The sequence below is a fragment of the Frigoribacterium sp. Leaf415 genome, assembly GCF_001424645.1.
In the GTDB taxonomy this organism is placed as follows: Bacteria; Actinomycetota; Actinomycetes; order Actinomycetales; family Microbacteriaceae; genus Frigoribacterium.
Map to the genome: position 1 here is coordinate 576,836 of NZ_LMQR01000001.1, position 17,667 is coordinate 594,502.

Genomic DNA, 17,667 nt, shown 5'->3' on the forward strand with positions numbered 1-17,667 from the left:
GAGCGGGACGCGCCTCCTCGGTGTCGCGGCGGTCGTCAGTCGTCGTCGTTCGCGGCCTCGATGACGTTGCCCACGGCGATCGCGGTGGACGCCGCCCAGCTGATCGCCGTGAGGGCGAGGCGCCAGTCACGCGGCCCGGCGCTCAGGCTCTTGAGGAGGCTGATGCCGGAGAAGATCGCGCTGATGATCGCGCCGTTGAAGAGGAATTTGCGCACGGTGGGGCTCCCAGGGGTCGTTTCGACCACGGTACCGCGTGACGTCGCACGAGTCCGGGTGGGGGTAGGTTGAGCTGCCCGGCGTCCCGTGCCGGTGCGTCCCGCGGTCGAAGGAGAATGCCGTGCGCACTGCCGTGCTCGGAGGAGTGTTCGTGGCGATCGGCCTCGTGGCCGTGGTCACCGGGGTCCTGACCGGTGACGAACTCCTCGCCCTCGTCGAGCGGGTCGCGCCCGTGCTGGGCTTCGTCGTCGGCCTGACGATCGTCGCCGAGCTGGCGGCGGAAGCCGGGCTCTTCGCGTGGCTGGCGTCCGCCTCGGCCCGACTCGCCGGCGGCCGCGTGCTCGCGTTGTGGCTCCTGGTCGTGGCGCTCGCCGTGCTGTGCACGGTGTTCCTCTCGCTCGACACGACGGCGGTCCTGCTCACCCCGGTGGTCGTCATCGTCGCCCGGCACGCGGGCCTGCCGCCGATGCCGTTCGCCCTGACCACGGTGTGGCTCGCGAACTGCGCCTCGATGCTGTTGCCCGTCTCGAACCTCACCAACCTGCTCGCCCTGCACGAGCTGGGCTCGCCGGCCCCCGTGCAGTTCGCCGCGCTGGTCGCACCGGCCGCCGTGGTGGGCGTCGTCGTCCCGGTCGTGGCGATCGGACTGCGCTACCGCCGCCAGCTGGTCGGCCGGTTCGAGGCGCCGTCGTCCGAGCCCGTGGCCGATCGCGTGCTCTTCGGCGTCGCCGCGGTCGCGACGGGACTGCTCGTGCCGGCCCTCGTCTCGGGTGTCGAGGTGTGGATCCCCGCGGCCGTCGCGGCGCTCGTGCTCGTCGTGGCCACGGCCGTGCGGCGCCGGGGGGTCCTGCGGCTCGGGCTGGTGCCGTGGGGCACCCTGCTCTTCGCCGGAGGGCTCTTCCTCGTCGTCGAAGCCGCCCACTCGCTCGGCCTCGCCGACCTGCTCGGCGCCGTGGTGGGCACGGGTGACCAGCTGCCCGACCTGCTGCGGCTCGCGGGCGGCAGCGCCGTCGCCGCGAACGTCGCGAACAACCTGCCGGCCTACCTCGCCCTCGAGCCGGTGGCCGGATCACCGTTGCGGCTCGTCGCCGTGCTCGTCGGGGTGAACATCGGCTGCCTCGTCACGCCCTGGGCCTCGCTCGCGACGCTGCTCTGGCACTCCCGGTTGTCGTCGATGGGCGTCGAGGTCGCGTGGGGACGGTTCGTGCTCGCCGGGCTCGGGGTGGCGGCGGTCGCCGTGCCGCTCGCGGTCGTCGCGACGGTCCTGGTCGTCTGAGGGGGCCGGGCGACGGCGCCCGACGCGGGTGCGGTCGCGAGGTGACGACGCGCGAAGGCGAGAGTCCGCCTCAGCTGGCCGAGCCGCGCCTCCTCGTCCCCGGCGGTGTGCACCTCGGCGGCGACGACGCCGGTCCAGCCCGACCGGGCCAGCTGGGTCAGGACCTCGGCGACCGGCTGCGTGCCGTCGCCCGGCACGAGGTGCTGGTCGTGCAGCCCGCCCGGCCGGGACGACACGACGCCGTCGGTCAGGTGGACGTGGCGCAACCGGGGTCCGAGCGCCAGGGCGAGGTCGAGTGCGTCGCGACCGGCGACGGCTGCGTGCGAGAAGTCGAGGGTGGCCGCGTCGACGTCGGTCGCCACGGGGTCGGGCCCGGGGCGGTAGGCGTCGAACCCCACCGGCCCGAACCGGAGGGGGAACATGTTCTCGACCGCCAGGGTGACGCCCGTCTCCGCGGCGATCTCGCGGACGACGTCCACGAAGCGGGCCGCGAACGACCTCTGCCAGACGAACGGCGGGTGGACGACGACGGTCGAGGCGCCCAGCTCGCGGGCCAGCTCGGCCGACCGGCGGAGCTTGTCGACCTGGTCCCGGCCGAAGGCGAAGTGCGCGACGGGCAGCACGGGGGCGTGCACCGAGAGCACGGGCAGGCCCCAGCGCGCGGTCGCCGCACGGAGGAGGTCGGCGCGCCGGGTCGCCCGGTCGGCCGTCACCATCACCTCGACCCCGTCGAAGCCGGTGAGCCGAGCGAGCCGGAAGGCCTCGTCGGTCGACAGCGGGAAGACGCAGGACGTGCTCATTCCGACCGTGATCACGCGGCCAGGCTACGACCGGTGCGGCAGGGCGGCGTCGACCCCGCGGTGAACAGTGCGGGAACGGCGGACTACAGCCAGTCGCGACGCTTGAACTGCCACCAGAGCAGGCCGCCGATCGCCACGATCAGCACGCACGACGTGACGAAGCCCGCGGGGGACTGGAACCCCGGGTACGGCACGTTCTGCCCGTAGAACCCCGTGATCGCCGTGGGGACGGCGATGATGGCCGCCCAGCTCGTCACCTTCTTCATGATGAGGTTCATGCGGTTGGACTGCAGGTTGAGGTTCGTGTCGAGGATGGTCGAGACGAGGTCACGCAGCGAGTCGTTCTGCTCGGCCACGCGCAGGACGTGGTCGTAGACGTCCTGGAAGTACGGCTGCATGTCGGCGTCGACCTCTTTCAGGTCGCGGCGCAGCAGGGTGTTCAGCACCTCGCGCATCGGCGACGCCACCCGCCGCAGCTGGACGAGGCTCTTGCGCAGGGCGAACGAGCGCTTCTGCACGTCGATGGTGCGGGGCGTCGGGTCGAAGAGGTCGTCGGCGATGCCCTCGATCTCGTCGTCGAGCGCGTCCGTGGCGTCGAAGTGCCGGTCCACCACGCAGTCGAGCAGCCCCCAGAGGAAGTACGAGACGCCGTGCGACGCCAGGTCGCGGTTCTGGTCGAAGGTCGCCTGCAGCCGGGCGACGTCGAACTCGGGATGGTGGATCGTCACGAGGGCGCGCTCGGTGATGAACGCCTTCACCTCGCTCGTGTCGAGCACGCCGCTGGCACGGTCGAAGCGCACGTCGTAGAGCGCCGTGAACAGATGGTTGTCGTAGCGGTCGATCTTGGGCCGCTGCCCGTCCTGCAGGGCGTCCTCGACGGCGAGCTCGTGCAGGCCGAGCTCGTCCTCGAGCGCGGCGAGGTCGTCGGCGGTCGGGTCGGTGAGATCGATCCACACGTGGCAGCCGTCGGTCTCGAGGTGGTCGCTCACCTCGTGCAGCGGGAAGTCGTGGGCGATCAGCTCGCCCGCGCGGTAGGCGCGCGTGACGATGGTCGTGTCGGACTCGTGGCCCTCGTCGGCGGTGCCGCAGGGCCCCTCGGTGCGCGGGGGACGGGTGTCGGTCATGAGGCGCATGCTATTCCCGTGACCTCGTACACGAAGCAGCGTGCCGACGCCCCCGCAGGGTTCTTCGAGGCCGAGGCGGCCGGGCTCGCCTGGCTCGCCGAGGCCACGCCCCGAGGAGGCGCGCGCACCGTGGGCGTGCAGGCCGCGTCCCCGGGGCGCATCGACCTCGATCCCGTGCACGAGGTCCGCCCCACGGCCGAGGCCGCCCGGGCCTTCGGTGAGGCGCTCGCGGTGACCCACGCGAGCGGCGCGGACGCGTTCGGTGCGCCTCCTCGGGGGTGGACGGGCCCGTGCTTCATCGGCAGCCGGTCGATGACCGTGCGACCGAAGGCGACCTGGGGCGTCTTCTACGCCGAGCAGCGGGTCCTGCCGTACGCCCGCGTCGCCGTCGAGGCGGGCAACCTCGACCGGGCGGGCCTCGAGGTCGTCGAGCGTGCGTGCGGCGTCGTCGCGGACGGCGCCTTCGACGACGACGTTCCGCCGGCTCGCCTCCACGGCGACCTGTGGGCCGGCAACGTGCTCTTCGACGGCGGCGGGGTCGTGCTCATCGACCCGGCCGCCCACGGCGGGCACCCCGAGACCGACCTGGCGATGCTGGCGTTGTTCGGCTGCCCGCATCTCGAGGACGTGCTGGCCGGCTACGAGGCGCGCTCGCCGCTGGGGGAGGGGTGGCGGGGCCGCGTGCCGCTGCACCAGCTGCATCCGCTGGCCGTGCACGCCGCCGGTCACGGGCCGAGCTACGGCGTGGCGCTGGTCAGGGCCGCCGAGGCGACCCTGCGCCTCGCCTGAGCGCTGCCGCGGCGGGGCACCGCCGGTCGACCGGGGGCGCGGGGGGTGCCGCTGATAATCTGGCCGTCCCGCGTCCGTGCGGGCGATCCGACAGGAGCTGACCCACCCCCATGCCTGACACCCCCGAACGTTACGGCTTCGTCGTCGTCTCCAACCGCCTCCCCGTCGACCGGGTCGTCGCCGACGACGGCTCGGCGTCGTGGCAGCACTCGCCCGGCGGTCTCGTCACCGCCCTCGAGCCCGTCATGAAGGCCAACGACGGTGCGTGGGTGGGCTGGGCGGGGCAGCCCGACCTCGAGTTCGAGCCCTTCGAGGCGGACGGGATCGAGATCGTCCCCGTGCCGCTCAGCGCCGACGAGGTGCAGCGCTACTACGAGGGCTTCAGCAACGACACGCTGTGGCCGCTGTACCACGACGTCATCGCGGCCCCGACCTACCACCGGGTCTGGTGGGAGTCCTACGTGCAGGTCAACCAGCGCTTCGCCGACCGGGCCGCCGAGATCACCGAAGAGGGCGGCACCATCTGGGTGCAGGACTACCAGCTGCAGCTCGTGCCGAAGATGCTGCGCGAGGCCCGACCCGACGTCACCATCGGGTTCTTCAACCACATCCCGTTCCCGCCGCTCGGCATCTTCTCGCAGCTGCCCTGGCGGCAGCAGATCGTCGAGGGCCTGCTCGGCGCCGACGTCATCGGCTTCCAGCGGGCCGACGACGCGTCGAACTTCTCGCGCGCCGTCCGTCACCTGCTCGGCTACTCGACGACACGCCCCTACATCGAGGTCCCGGTCGACGACGAGTCCGCGCCGGTGTCGCGCCGCGGCACGAAGGTGCGCCGCGTGCTGGCGAAGCACTTCCCGATCTCGATCGACGCCGCCAGCTACGAAGAGCTCGCCGCCCGACCCGACGTCCAGGCCAGGGCCCGCGAGATCCGCGAGGGCCTCGGCAACCCCAAGACGATCATGCTCGGCGTCGACCGGCTCGACTACACCAAGGGCATCCGGCACCGCATGAAGGCGTTCGGCGAGCTGCTCGCGGACGGCCGGCTCAGCGTCGAGGACGCCACGCTCGTGCAGGTCGCGAGCCCGAGCCGCGAGCGGGTCGAGACGTACAAGCAGCTGCGCGACGAGATCGAGCTGACCGTCGGCCGCGTGAACGGCGACTACGGCACCATGAGCCACACGGCCATCAGCTACCACCACCACGGCTACCCCCGCGAAGAGATGGTGGCGCTGTACCTCGCCGCCGACATCATGCTGGTCACGGCCCTGCGCGACGGCATGAACCTGGTCGCGAAAGAGTACGTGGCGGTGCGTCACGACAACGACGGCGTGCTCGTGCTCAGCGAGTTCGCCGGTGCGGCCGACGAGCTGAAGAGCGCCCTGCTGATCAACCCGCACGACATCGGCGGCCTCAAGAACACGATCATGCGCGCCATCGAGATGCCCAAGCGGGACCGCACCACGCGCATGCGGGCCCTCCGCCGTCGCGTGCTCGAGAACGACGTGGCCAAGTGGTCGGCGTCCTTCCTCCAGGCCCTCGAGAACGTGCGACCGGGGCAGCAGATCACGCCGGCACCGGCCTCGGGCGCGAAGGGCGGCGACGCCTCGTGACCGGTTCCGACTCCCTGGCTCTCAGCGACGCGCTCGGTCGCCTCGCGACGACCCCGCGCCTCCTCGTGGCCCTCGACTTCGACGGCACACTGGCCCCCGAGGTCGACGCGCCCCTGCAGGCCCGGGCGCTGCCGGCGGCCCTGGACGCGATCAGGCGCCTGTCGGCCCTCGACCAGACCACGGTGGCCCTGGTGTCCGGACGCGACCTCGCGTCGTTGGTCGAGGTCAGCCAGACCCCCGACGAGGTGCTGCTGGTCGGCTCGCACGGCATCGAGGTGCGGGTCGACGGCCACGAGACCTCGCTGACCGACGACGAGCAGGCTGCCCGCGCGCGCCTGTCCGACGCCGTCCACGGTGCGGCCGAGGGGCGTGAGGGCGTCTTCGTGGAAGAGAAGCCCGCAGGCCTCGCCCTGCACACACGGCTCGCGGACGTCGCGACGACCGAGGCCGTCCACACGGCGGCCCGCGAGGCCGTCGGCGCGCTCGGCGGCATGCACGAGCGAGTCGGCAAGAACGTCCTCGAGTTCGCCGTCCGGGCGACGGGCAAGAACGACGGCATCGATCGACTCCGCGAGGCCGTCGAGGCCACGGGCGTCCTCTACGCGGGGGACGACGTGACGGACGAGGACGGTTTCCGGGCGCTCGGCGAGGGCGACCTGTCGATCAAGGTCGGTCCGGGCGAGACCGGGGCGATGCACCGCGTCGCCGATCCCGCCGCGATGGCCGACCTGCTCGTCGAACTGGCCGGTCTGCGCGAGCACCTGGGGCATGCCTGACACCGCATGACTTGCACGGGTGTGATGCCCGGGTCTGAGCATTCCCAGCCGACTGCAAGGTAGTCTGGACCCCCCGCCGCGACTCCCCGCCGCCGCTCAGCCGAGCCGGTTCGACGAGGTCGCCAGCCGACGGAGGTCCCCGTGATCGTAGTCCTGACAACGTTCGCCGTGGCGGCCGTCGTCGTGGCCTGCGTCGGCGGGCGACTCGGCCGCTCGCTCTTCCTCTGGGCGTCCGTCGTGCCCTTCGCCGCCTTCGTCTTCACGTCGTTCCAGGGGCCCGCGGTGCTGTCGGGCGAGGTGCCCACCGAGGCCGTGCCGTGGATCCCGCAGCTCGCCATCTCGCTCACGCTGCGCATGGACGTGCTCGCCTGGGTGCTCGCGCTCGTCGTGACCGGCGTCGGCGGCCTCGTGCTCGTCTACTGCGCCCGGTACTTCGAGCGTGACGAGGCCGGGCGCGCCCGGTTCGCCGCCGTGCTCGTGGCCTTCGCCGGCGCCATGTACGGCCTCGTGACGAGCGACGACGTCTTCGTCCTGTTCGTCTTCTGGGAGGCCACGAGCGTCTTCTCGTACCTGCTGATCGGGCACTACACGGCGAAGCAGGCCAGCCGTGGTGCCGCGTTGCAGGCCCTCATCGTCACGACCGCCGGTGGGCTCGCGATGCTCGTCGGCCTCGTGATCCTCGCCGTCCAGGGCGGCACGAGCTCGTTGTCGCAGCTCGTCGAGCAGCCCCCCACCGGCGCGGTCGTCACGGTGGCCGTCGTGCTCGTGCTCGTCGGAGCCCTCTCGAAGTCGGCCCTCGTGCCGTTCCACTTCTGGCTTCCGGCCGCGATGGCCGCACCGACGCCGGTCAGCGCCTACCTGCACGCCGCCGCGATGGTCAAGGCGGGCATCTACCTCGTGGCCCGGCTCGCCCCCGGCTACCACGACCAGCCCGGCTGGCAAGAGACCATCGTGACCGTCGGGGTCGTCACGATGATCCTGGGCGGGTACCGCGCGCTCCGCCAGCACGACCTGAAGCTCGTCCTGGCCTACGGCACGGTGAGCCAACTGGGCTTCCTCACGATCGTGGTCGGTTTCGGCACGCGAGACGCGGCACTCGCCGGGCTCGCGCTCCTGGTCGCCCACGCCCTCTTCAAGTCGACGCTCTTCCTGGTGGTCGGCGTCATCGACCACCGGACCGGCACACGTGACCTCCGCAAGCTCTGCGGTCTGGGTCGACAGGCGCCCGTCCTCCTCGTGGTGACGATCCTCGCCCTCGCGTCCATGGCCGGCGTGCCGCCGACCTTCGGCTTCGTCGCGAAAGAGGCCGTGCTCACGGCGCTCTACGACGACGCCGTGACCGGGTCGGCCTGGGGCGTGATCGCCCTGGTCGGCGTCCTCGTGGGTTCGATCCTGACCACCGCGTACAGCCTGCGCTTCCTCTGGGGGGCGTTCGGCCGCAAGAAGGGCGTCGAGCCGGTCGACTTCGTCCGCGAGCACGTGGACTTCCTCGCGTCGCCGATCGTCCTCGCCGTCGCCGGCGTGGTGCTCGGCCTGCTCTCGTACCAGGTCGGCCCGGTGTTCGCGCGCTACGCCGACACGCTTCCCGCCGCACCGGGCGAGCACGAGCCCTACTACCTGGCCTTGTGGCACGGAGTCGAGCCCGCGCTCGGCTTCACCGCGATCTCGCTCGTCGTCGGCGGCCTCCTCTTCTGGCAGCGCGAGCGGGTGTCGCAGGTGCAGAAGGCCGTCTCGTTCCTGCCCCGCGCCTCCGACGGGTACGTGCGCATCATGGCGACCATCGACCGCACGGCGTCACGGACGACCGCGACGACGCAGCGCGGCTCGCTGCCGTTCTACCTCGCCACCATCCTCATCGTCTTCATCGCCTCGTCGGTGGTGACGCTGGCGCTCAACAGCGATTGGCCGACCACCGCCGTGCTCTGGGACTACCCGGCCCAGCTCGCCATCGGCGCGTTGATGATCATCGGCGCCATCGCGTCGGCGCTGTCGAACAAGAGGTTCCAGGCCGTCGTCCTCGTCGGTGTGACCGGCTACGGCATGGCCGCGCTCTTCGCCCTGCACGGGGCTCCCGACCTGGCCCTGACACAAGCCCTCATCGAGACCATCACCCTCATCGCGTTCGTCCTCGTGCTGCGTCGGCTGCCGGCCCGCCTGGGCGAGCGCAACGGGCGCACCCACCGGGCGGCCCGAGCCGTGATCGGCATCTCGGTCGGGTCCGTCATGGCCGCCATCGCCGTCGTCGCCCTCGGGGCGCGATCGATCCCCACCATCTCCGGCGCCTTCCCCGAGCTCGCCGTCGACGGTGGTCACGGCCGCAACGTCGTCAACGTGACGCTCGTGGACATCCGTGGGTGGGACACCATGGGCGAGATCGCCGTCCTCATCGTCGCCGCCACGGGCGTGGCGAGCCTCGTCTTCCTGACCTCCCGCGCCGACGTCCTGCCCCGGCCCGAGCGGCGCACGCGAGCGCAGCGCTTCCTGGCACGGGTCCGACCCGTGCGCGAGCCGGCCCCGGTCGTGCCCGTCGGCGGGGCGACGGCGCAGATCGGCGACAGCACCGAGGGCGACCGGCGTGCCTGGCTGTTGGCCGGGCGCAAACTCGCTCCGCAGAACCGGTCGATCCTGCTCGAGGTCGTCGTCCGGCTGATCTTCCACGCCATCATCGTCGTCTCGATATACCTGCTCTTCGCCGGTCACAACCTGCCCGGTGGTGGCTTCGCCGGCGGTCTGGTCGCGGGCTTCGCCTTCGTGGCGCGCTACCTCGCCGGCGGGCGGTACGAGCTCGGCGCGGCCGCACCCCTCGACGCCGGCAAGCTCTTGGGCGCCGGTCTCCTGACGGTCGCCGCGACGGCAGTCGTCCCGCTCTTCTTCGGCGTCGACGCCCTCACGTCGACCTGGTTCGAGGCCGAGGTGCCGCTGCTGGGCCACGTCGAGTTCGTCACGTCGACGTTCTTCGACGTCGGCGTCTACCTGGTCGTCGTCGGGCTCGTCCTCGACGTGCTCCGCAGCCTCGGAGCCGAGGTCGACCGTCAAGAAGAAGAAGACGCGTTCGGCCACCCGAGCGAGGTGTCCGAGCCCGAAGAGGAGCCGCTCCCCGTGTCCGTCGCCGGTACGCCCCCGACCGAGCGGGGGCACGCATGAGCGTCTCCCTCGTCCTGATCGTCGTCATGGCCGCGCTGTACGCCTGCGGCGTCTATCTCCTGCTCGAGCGCAGCATGACCCGGGTGCTGCTGGGCTTCCTACTCGTCGGCAACGCCACGAACATCCTCATCCTGCTCATGTCCGGCCGACGCGGCGCGGCCCCCGTGGTCGACGGCCAGGCCGATCCGGCCGACTTCGCCGACCCGCTGCCGCAGGCTTTCGTGCTGACGGCCATCGTCATCACCTTCGGCATCTCGGCCTTCATGCTCGCGCTGATCTACCGGTCGTGGCGACTCGCCCAGGGCGACACCCTCGCGGACGACGCCGAGGACCTCGAGATCGGACGTCGAGGCGTCCCGGCCGAAGAGGAGTCCGAGCAGGGCGACGGTGACGACGAGGCCGGTGGAGACAGCGAGTTCGGCAGCCGGGCCGAGGCGGCCGTCCCCGCCGACGACCGGCGGGCGAGCGACGACCGGCTGCCCCACGACGACCGGCCCCACGACGACCGGCCCCACCACGACGAGAAAGGGCACCGAGCATGACCACCAGCTACCTCGTGCCGCTCGTCGTCCTGATCCCGCTGCTCGGTGCCGCGGCGGCACTGATCGCCGGTCGGCGGCCCCGCCTGCAGGCCGTCGTCTCGATCGTCGCCCTGGCCCTCGTCGTCGTCATCAGCCTCGTGCTGCTCGTCGTCGTGGACACGCAAGGAGCGATCGCCGTGCAGGTGGGCGGTTGGCAGGCGCCGTTCGGAATCACGCTCGTCGTCGACCGTCTCGCCGCGCTCATGCTCAGCATCTCGTCGATCGTCCTGCTGGCGGTCTTCGTGTTCTCGGTCGGGCAGGGCCAGGCCGACGGTGACGGCGAGGCCCCGGTCTCGATCTACAACCCGACCTACCTCATCCTCGCCACGGGCGTGTTCAACGCCTTCATCGCGGGTGACCTCTTCAACCTCTACGTGGGCTTCGAGATCCTCCTGGTGGCCAGCTACGTGCTGATCACCCTCGGTGGCACCGAGCAACGCATCCGGGCCGGCGTGGTCTACATCGTCGTCAGCCTGGTGTCGTCCGTGCTGTTCCTCGCGTCCATCGCGATGATCTACGGCGCGCTCGGCACGGTCAACATCGCCGACATCGCCCAGAAGATGGACACCATCCCGCCCGACGTGCAGACGATCATCCACGTCATGCTGCTGACGGCGTTCGGCATCAAGGCCGCGATCTTCCCGCTGTCGTTCTGGCTGCCCGACTCGTACCCGACCGCTCCCGCCCCCGTGACCGCCGTGTTCGCCGGATTGCTGACCAAGGTCGGCGTGTACGCCATCATCCGCACCGAGACGGTGTTGTTCGTCGAGAGCAACGTCAACGTCTACCTGCTGATCATCGCGTTGCTGACGATGATCGTGGGCATCCTCGGAGCGGTGGCCCAGGCCGACATCAAGCGCCTGCTCTCGTTCACCCTGGTCAGCCACATCGGCTACATGATCTTCGGCATCGCGCTCGGCACCGTCGAGGGTCTCGCGGCGACGATCTACTACGTCGTGCACCACATCACGGTGCAGACCACGCTCTTCCTCGGGGCGGGGTTGATCGAACGACGAGGCGGCACGGCGTCGATCACCCGTCTGGGCGGTCTGCTCAAGGCGGCGCCGATCGTGGCCGTCCTCTTCTTCATCCCGGCGCTCAACCTGGGTGGCATCCCGCCGTTCTCGGGCTTCATCGGCAAGGTCGCGCTCTTCGAGGCCGGCGCCCTGCTCGACGATCCGCTCGTGTACGTCCTCATCGGAGCCGGGGCGCTCACGTCCCTGCTCACGCTCTACGCCCTGATGCGTGCCTGGAACCTCGCGTTCTGGCGTCCCAAGGCCGATGTCGACGACCACGAGTCGCCGTTCACCGAGCACCTCGAGGAGGCCCCGGGTCGGGTGGCCGTCCAACAGCGTCGCACCAACCCCCGCACCATGGTGGGCGCGACCGCGGGCATGGTGCTCGTCTCGCTCGCCCTCACCTTCGCCGCCGGCCCGCTCTACGGCGTCGCCGAGCGCGCGGCCGGTCGGGTCTACGGGTCGAACGACTACGTGCAGACGGTCTTCCCCGACGGCCAGGGCGAGACGACATCCGACCCGTCGTCGCCCGAGCCCGAACCCGCCTCCGACTCCGCCGACGAGGGGAGCACGCCGTGACCGGTCGTCCCACCCGTGGCGAGGTCGGCCGCAGCCTCGCCCGTCAGCTGCCCCTGCTCGTCGGACTGGTCGTCCTCTGGATGGCCCTGTGGAACCAGTTCACCGTCCTGGCCTTCGTCACCGGCGTCGCGGTGGCGCTGCTCGTGACCCGGGTGTTCTTCCTGCCGCCGGTCGAACTGAGCGGCCGGTTCAACCTCTGGTACGCCGTGGTCTTCCTCGCGCACTTCGTGGTCGACCTGGTCCGCGCCTCCGTCATCGTCGCCTGGCAGGCCGTGCGTCCTCGGGGGGTGACCTCGAACGCCATCGTCGCCGTCCAGCTGCACACGAGGTCGGACTTCATCATGACGCTGGTCGCCGAGGCCATCTCGCTCGTGCCCGGGTCGCTCGTGGTCGAGGCCGACCGCGAGCGGTCGATCCTCTACCTGCACGCCCTCGCCGTCGAGGACCTCGCCGGAGTCGAGGACGTCCGCGACGGCGTCCTGGTCGTCGAGGCCCGTCTCGTCCGGGTGCTCGGCAGCGACGACGACCGACGTCGCATCGCCGACGGCACCCCGGCCGCGGCCGAGGTCCACGAACCGGTCAGCCCGTCCTCGTCCCACGAAGGAGGTCCCTCGTGACCGTCGTCGCCTACGTCGTCGGTGCGCTCTTCGCGTTCGCCGGACTCGCGTCGGTCATCCGCATCGTGCGGGGGCCGTCGATCCTCGACCGCATGATCGCGTCCGACATGCTCTTGACCACCCTGATCTGCGTCCTCGCCGCCGACATGGTGTTCAACGGCCACACCCGGACCATCCCGGTCATCCTCGGCCTCGCGCTGACGGCGGTCCTCGGTTCGATCACGGTGGCGCGCTACGTCTCGAAGCAGGACCCGTCGTGATCCCCGAGATGGTCTACGACGTGGCCGCCTCGGTCATGCTGATCGCGGGGGCCCTGCTGTCCCTCGCGGCCGGCATCGGGCTCCTGCGGTTCCCCGACGCCCTGTCGCGCATGCACGCCGCGACCAAGCCGCAGATCTTCGGGCTCATCCTCGTGCTGGCGGCGATCGCGCTCGACCAGCACACCATCGGGACGATCGCGTCCCTGCTCGTCGTCCTCGTCTTCCAGATGCTCACCGCCCCCATCTCGGCGCACATGATCGGGCGAGCGGGGTACCGCAACGGCGACCTGTTGCGGGACCAGCTGGTCGTCGACGAACTCGACGACGCCGTGGCCCGGGCCGCCGGCGAGATCGCCGAGACCACCGAGGGTGACGTCGCCGATCTCGACGTGTCCGACCTGCCCGTCGGGTCGGCCGACGCCCTGGCCGTCGAGATGGACCGGGTGGGCGACTCCTCCGGGTTGGACGACAGCGAGGGCGACGACGAGGCCCGCGACCACGAGGGCCGGCGCACCCGGTCACGCGACGCCGCGGCGGGGGAGCCGGGCGAGCTCTGAGGCCTCCGGCCACGGTGGACGGCGCGCGCCCGGTCACGGCCTAAACTCGACCCATGCCAGAGAAGCCCACCCCGGACGGGATCGACATCAAACCCCGCAGCCGCGTCGTCACCGACGGCGTCGAGGCCACCACGTCGCGAGGCATGCTCCGTGCCGTCGGCATGGGCGACGAGGACTGGAGCAAGCCCCAGATCGGCATCGCCAGCAGCTGGAACGAGATCACCCCCTGCAACCTGTCGCTCGACCGACTGGCCCAGGGCGCCAAAGAGGGCGTCCACGCCGGCGGCGGCTACCCGCTCCAGTTCGGCACCGTCTCGGTGTCCGACGGCATCTCGATGGGCCACGAGGGCATGCACTTCTCGCTCGTCTCGCGCGAGGTGATCGCCGACAGCGTCGAGGTCGTCATGAACGCCGAGCGACTCGACGGTTCGGTGCTGCTCGCCGGCTGCGACAAATCGCTGCCCGGCATGCTGATGGCCGCGGCCCGGCTCGACCTTGCCAGCGTCTTCCTCTACGCCGGCAGCGTCGCCCCCGGTTGGGTCAAGCTGAGCGACGGCACCGAGAAGAACGTCACCATCATCGACTCGTTCGAGGCTGTCGGCGCCCACAAGGCCGGCAACATGAGCGACGAAGACCTCAAGGCCATCGAGTGCGCCATCGTCCCGGGCGAAGGAGCCTGCGGCGGCATGTACACCGCCAACACCATGGCCAGCGTGGCCGAGGCCCTCGGCATGAGCCTCCCCGGTTCCGCGGCCCCGCCGTCGGCCGACCGTCGCCGCGACTACTTCGCCCACCGCTCGGGCGAGGCCGTCGTCGAGATGCTCCGCCTGGGCATCACGACGCGCGACATCCTCACGAAGAAGGCGTTCGAGAACGCCATCGCCGTGGCGATGGCCTTCGGCGGCTCGACCAACGTCGTGTTGCACCTGCTCGCCATCGCGTACGAGGCCGAGGTCGACCTCACCATCGACGACTTCAACCGCATCGGCGACAAGGTGCCGCACATCGGCGACCTCAAGCCCTTCGGCAAGTACGTCATGAACGACGTCGACCGCATGGGCGGTGTCCCCGTCGTCATGAAGGCCCTGCTCGACGCGGGTCTGCTGCACGGCGACTGCCTGACCGTCACGGGCAAGACCGTGGCCGAGAACCTCGAGTCGATCAAGCCGAAGCCGCTCGACGGCGAGGTGTTGCGCACGCTCGACAACCCGATCCACGCGACCGGCGGTCTCACCGTCCTCAGCGGCTCGATGGCACCCGAGGGCGCCGTCGTCAAGACGGCCGGCTTCGACGCCTCGGTGTTCGAGGGCCCGGCGAAGGTCTTCGAACGCGAGCGTGGCGCGATGGACGCCCTCACCGAGGGGCGCATCGAGGCCGGCGACGTGGTCGTGATCCGCTACGAGGGCCCGAAGGGCGGCCCGGGCATGCGCGAGATGCTCGCCATCACGGCGGCCATCAAGGGCGCTGGGCTCGGCAAAGATGTACTACTCTTGACGGACGGACGATTCTCAGGCGGCACAACCGGCCTGTGCATCGGCCACATAGCACCCGAAGCGGTCGACTCCGGTCCGATCGCCTTCGTGCGCGATGGTGACTTGATTCGGGTCGACATCGCCGCTCGCTCGATCGACCTACTCGTCGACGCCGCAGAGCTGGACGCCCGCCGAGACGGCTGGGCACCGCTTCCCCCGCGCTACACCCGCGGTGTCCTCGCGAAGTACGCACGCCAGGTCCGCTCCGCGGCCGAGGGCGCCGTCACCTACTGACGCCTCCCGCCCCCGGGCCGAGCCGACGCGTCGCCGCACCCACGTGCACGGCCGCGTCCCGCACCGTCACCATCGATCACCGACCACGAACAGGGAACCGGCACTGATGCCTGCAGAGTCCACCCCCACGCCCGGCACCGCGACACGGACGGCCCGGCCGAGCGCCGGCGCGTCCGTCGGGTCGCCCCCCGCGCCTCCCGTGCTGACCGGGTCGGGTGCCATCCTCAAGTCGCTCGAGCACCTCGGCGTCACCGACGTCTTCGGGTTGCCCGGTGGTGCCATCATCCCGTTCTACGACGAATTGATGGCCTCGACCGCGATCCGGCACATCCTGGTCCGCCACGAGCAGGGCGCCGGCCACGCCGCCGAGGGCTACGCGGCCGCGTCGGGCCGCGTCGGCGTCGCGATCGCGACGTCCGGCCCCGGTGCGACCAACCTCGTCACGGCCATCGCCGACGCCTACATGGACAGCATGCCGCTGCTGGCCATCACCGGGCAGGTCTTCTCGACCCTCATGGGCACCGATGCCTTCCAGGAGGCCGACATCGTCGGCATCACGATGCCGATCACGAAGCACTCGTTCCTGGTGACGAAGCCCGAGGACATCCCGGCGACGCTCGCCGCGGCGTACCAGATCGCGAGCACGGGTCGTCCCGGCCCCGTCCTCGTCGACATCACGAAGGACGCGCAGCAGAACAGCGCCCCCTTCATCTGGCCACCCGTCGTCGACCTGCCGGGCTACCGGCCGGTCACGAGGGCACACGGCAAGCAGATCACCGCCGCGGCCCAGATGATCGCCGACGCGAAGCAGCCGGTCTTCTACGTCGGCGGCGGTGTGATCCGCGCCGGGGCGTCGGCCGAGCTGAAGGCCCTCGTCGAGCTCACCGGTGCTCCCGTCGTCACCACCCTGATGGCCCGTGGTGCGTTCCCGGACACCCACCCGCAGCACCTCGGGATGCCCGGCATGCACGGCACGGTCCCGGCCGTGCTCGGCCTGCAAGAGAGCGACCTCATCATCGCCCTGGGTGCGCGGTTCGACGACCGGGTCACCGGCAAGGCCGAGCTGTTCGCGCCGGGCGCGAAGGTCGTCCACGTCGACATCGACCCGGCCGAGATCTCGAAGATCCGCATCGCCGACGTGCCGATCGTGGGTGACGCCAAGATCGTCATCCCCGACCTCACGAGCGCGTTCGCCGAGGTCACGGGCGGCGTGAAGCCCGACATCGCGGCCTGGTGGGAGCACCTCGACGGGCTGCGCGAGCAGTTCCCGCTCGGCTACACCCAGCCCGACGACGGCCTGCTGTCCCCGCAGGCGATCATCCAGCGCATCGGACAGCTCTCCGGCCCCGAGGCGATCTACGCCTCCGGCGTCGGCCAGCACCAGATGTGGGCGGCCCAGTTCATCGAGTACGAGCGACCGCACGCCTGGCTCAACTCCGGAGGCGCGGGCACGATGGGCTACTCGGTCCCGGCCGCCATGGGGGCCAAGGTCGCCCAGCCCGACCGTGTGGTGTGGGCGATCGACGGCGACGGTTGCTTCCAGATGACCAACCAAGAGCTGGCGACCTGCGTCATCAACGACATCCCGATCAAGGTCGCGATCATCAACAACTCGTCGCTCGGCATGGTGCGGCAGTGGCAGACGCTCTTCTACGAGGGGCGCCACTCGTTCACCGACCTCAACACCGGTCACGAGACGCGCATGGTGCCGGACTTCGTCAAGCTCGCCGACGCCTACGGCGCCCTCGGCATCCGGGTCCGCACCGAGGACGAGGTCGACGCGGCCATCGAGCTCGCCCTCGCGACCAACGACCGACCGGTCGTCATCGACTTCGTCGTCAGCCGCGACGCGATGGTCTGGCCGATGGTGCCGCAAGGGGTCTCGAACTCCGAGATCCAGCACGCCCGTGCCCTCGCTCCCGAGTGGGACGACGAGGCGCCCGGCACGAGCGCCTCCGACACCACCCGTGACGGCGACATGACCGGAGAACACGCATGAGCCACGTCCTGTCCCTGCTCGTCGAAGACAAGCCGGGTCTGCTGACCCGAGTCGCCGGGCTCTTCGCCCGACGCGGGTTCAACATCGAGAGCCTCGCCGTCGGCAAGAGCGAGGTCGAGGGGCTGAGCCGCATCACGGTCGTCGTCGACGTCGAAGAACTGCCGCTCGAGCAGGTCACCAAGCAGCTGAACAAGCTCATCAACGTGATCAAGATCGTCGAGCTCGACTACTCGCAGTCCGTCCAGCGCGAGCACCTGTTGATCAAGGTGCGCGTCGACAACACGACCCGCTCCCAGGTGCTCGAGGCCGTCACCCTCTTCCGCGCCTCGGTCGTCGACGTGTCGACCGACGCCCTCGTCATCGAGGTCACGGGCGACACCGGCAAGACGACCGCGCTGCTCCGGGTGCTCGAGCCCTACGGCATCAAGGAGATCTCGCAGTCGGGCCTGCTGGCCATCGGCCGCGGCGCGAAGTCGATCACCGACCGCGTCTTCAAGAACTGACCCCGCGAGGGGTCGCGCACCGCGCCTCCTCGCCCCGACACCCCACCGTCACCA

The 17,667-nt window shown here is 70.8% G+C and carries 15 protein-coding genes and 1 pseudogene; 13 read left to right on the forward strand and 3 right to left on the reverse strand.

The window, feature by feature from the left end:
- Positions 1–35: 35 nt before the first annotated feature.
- On the reverse strand, positions 36–215 hold the full coding sequence (locus tag ASG28_RS02715) for a hypothetical protein (protein ID WP_055971764.1): 180 nt from the start codon (positions 213–215) through the stop codon (positions 36–38).
- A 122-nt stretch (positions 216–337) separates the two neighbouring features.
- Between ASG28_RS02715 and ASG28_RS02720 the strand changes: the two genes are divergently transcribed.
- Complete coding sequence (locus ASG28_RS02720; RefSeq protein WP_055971767.1) at positions 338–1,492, forward strand: SLC13 family permease; 1,155 nt, start codon at positions 338–340, stop codon at positions 1,490–1,492.
- 77 nt (positions 1,493–1,569) lie between these two features.
- Here ASG28_RS02720 and ASG28_RS15945 read toward each other — a convergent pair.
- Both ASG28_RS15945 and ASG28_RS02725 read right to left on the reverse strand, forming a co-directional pair.
- A pseudogene (locus ASG28_RS15945) lies at positions 1,570–2,292 on the reverse strand (sugar phosphate isomerase/epimerase family protein); the annotation flags it as partial.
- 83 nt (positions 2,293–2,375) lie between these two features.
- On the reverse strand, positions 2,376–3,416 hold the full coding sequence (locus ASG28_RS02725; RefSeq protein ID WP_082454702.1) for a magnesium transporter CorA family protein: 1,041 nt from the start codon (positions 3,414–3,416) through the stop codon (positions 2,376–2,378).
- 18 nt (positions 3,417–3,434) lie between these two features.
- Here ASG28_RS02725 and ASG28_RS02730 point away from each other — a divergent pair, with 18 nt between their 5' ends.
- The 12 genes from ASG28_RS02730 (at position 3,435) to ilvN (ending at position 17,613) form a co-directional block, all read left to right on the forward strand.
- On the forward strand, positions 3,435–4,205 hold the full coding sequence (locus ASG28_RS02730; protein WP_082454274.1) for a fructosamine kinase family protein: 771 nt from the start codon (positions 3,435–3,437) through the stop codon (positions 4,203–4,205).
- 110 nt (positions 4,206–4,315) lie between these two features.
- A complete protein-coding gene (otsA, locus tag ASG28_RS02735) occupies positions 4,316–5,815 on the forward strand; it encodes an alpha,alpha-trehalose-phosphate synthase (UDP-forming) (RefSeq protein ID WP_055971769.1) in 1,500 nt (499 codons plus the stop codon).
- Positions 5,812–6,591: a trehalose-phosphatase gene (gene otsB, locus ASG28_RS02740; RefSeq protein ID WP_055971772.1), complete on the forward strand. Its 780-nt coding sequence runs from the start codon at positions 5,812–5,814 to the stop codon at positions 6,589–6,591. The genes otsA and otsB overlap by 4 nt, the downstream gene beginning before the upstream one ends.
- A 141-nt stretch (positions 6,592–6,732) precedes the next feature.
- Positions 6,733–9,735 carry a Na+/H+ antiporter subunit A gene (locus tag ASG28_RS02745; RefSeq protein ID WP_082454276.1) on the forward strand — a complete coding sequence of 1,001 codons (3,003 nt, stop codon included), beginning with the start codon at positions 6,733–6,735 and terminating at the stop codon, positions 9,733–9,735.
- Positions 9,732–10,277: a Na(+)/H(+) antiporter subunit C gene (locus ASG28_RS02750; protein WP_055971775.1), complete on the forward strand. Its 546-nt coding sequence runs from the start codon at positions 9,732–9,734 to the stop codon at positions 10,275–10,277. The genes ASG28_RS02745 and ASG28_RS02750 overlap by 4 nt, the downstream gene beginning before the upstream one ends.
- Positions 10,274–11,911, forward strand: a complete 1,638-nt coding sequence (locus tag ASG28_RS02755) for a Na+/H+ antiporter subunit D (RefSeq protein ID WP_082454278.1) — start codon at positions 10,274–10,276, stop codon at positions 11,909–11,911. Before ASG28_RS02750 ends, ASG28_RS02755 begins: the two co-directional genes overlap by 4 nt.
- On the forward strand, positions 11,908–12,528 hold the full coding sequence (locus tag ASG28_RS02760; RefSeq protein WP_055971778.1) for a Na+/H+ antiporter subunit E: 621 nt from the start codon (positions 11,908–11,910) through the stop codon (positions 12,526–12,528). The genes ASG28_RS02755 and ASG28_RS02760 overlap by 4 nt, the downstream gene beginning before the upstream one ends.
- Positions 12,525–12,788: a monovalent cation/H+ antiporter complex subunit F gene (locus tag ASG28_RS02765; RefSeq protein ID WP_043593982.1), complete on the forward strand. Its 264-nt coding sequence runs from the start codon at positions 12,525–12,527 to the stop codon at positions 12,786–12,788. Before ASG28_RS02760 ends, ASG28_RS02765 begins: the two co-directional genes overlap by 4 nt.
- Positions 12,785–13,345, forward strand: coding sequence for a monovalent cation/H(+) antiporter subunit G (gene mnhG, locus ASG28_RS15950; protein WP_235477492.1), 561 nt, complete (start codon positions 12,785–12,787; stop codon positions 13,343–13,345). The genes ASG28_RS02765 and mnhG overlap by 4 nt, the downstream gene beginning before the upstream one ends.
- A 53-nt stretch (positions 13,346–13,398) precedes the next feature.
- Positions 13,399–15,111: a dihydroxy-acid dehydratase gene (gene ilvD / locus ASG28_RS02775; protein ID WP_054145651.1), complete on the forward strand. Its 1,713-nt coding sequence runs from the start codon at positions 13,399–13,401 to the stop codon at positions 15,109–15,111.
- A 106-nt stretch (positions 15,112–15,217) separates the two neighbouring features.
- Entirely contained in the window at positions 15,218–17,110 is a 1,893-nt protein-coding gene (locus ASG28_RS02780) for an acetolactate synthase large subunit (RefSeq protein WP_082454280.1), read from the forward strand.
- On the forward strand, positions 17,107–17,613 hold the full coding sequence (ilvN, locus tag ASG28_RS02785) for an acetolactate synthase small subunit (protein WP_043593980.1): 507 nt from the start codon (positions 17,107–17,109) through the stop codon (positions 17,611–17,613). Before ASG28_RS02780 ends, ilvN begins: the two co-directional genes overlap by 4 nt.
- The last annotated feature ends 54 nt before the right edge of the window (positions 17,614–17,667 follow it).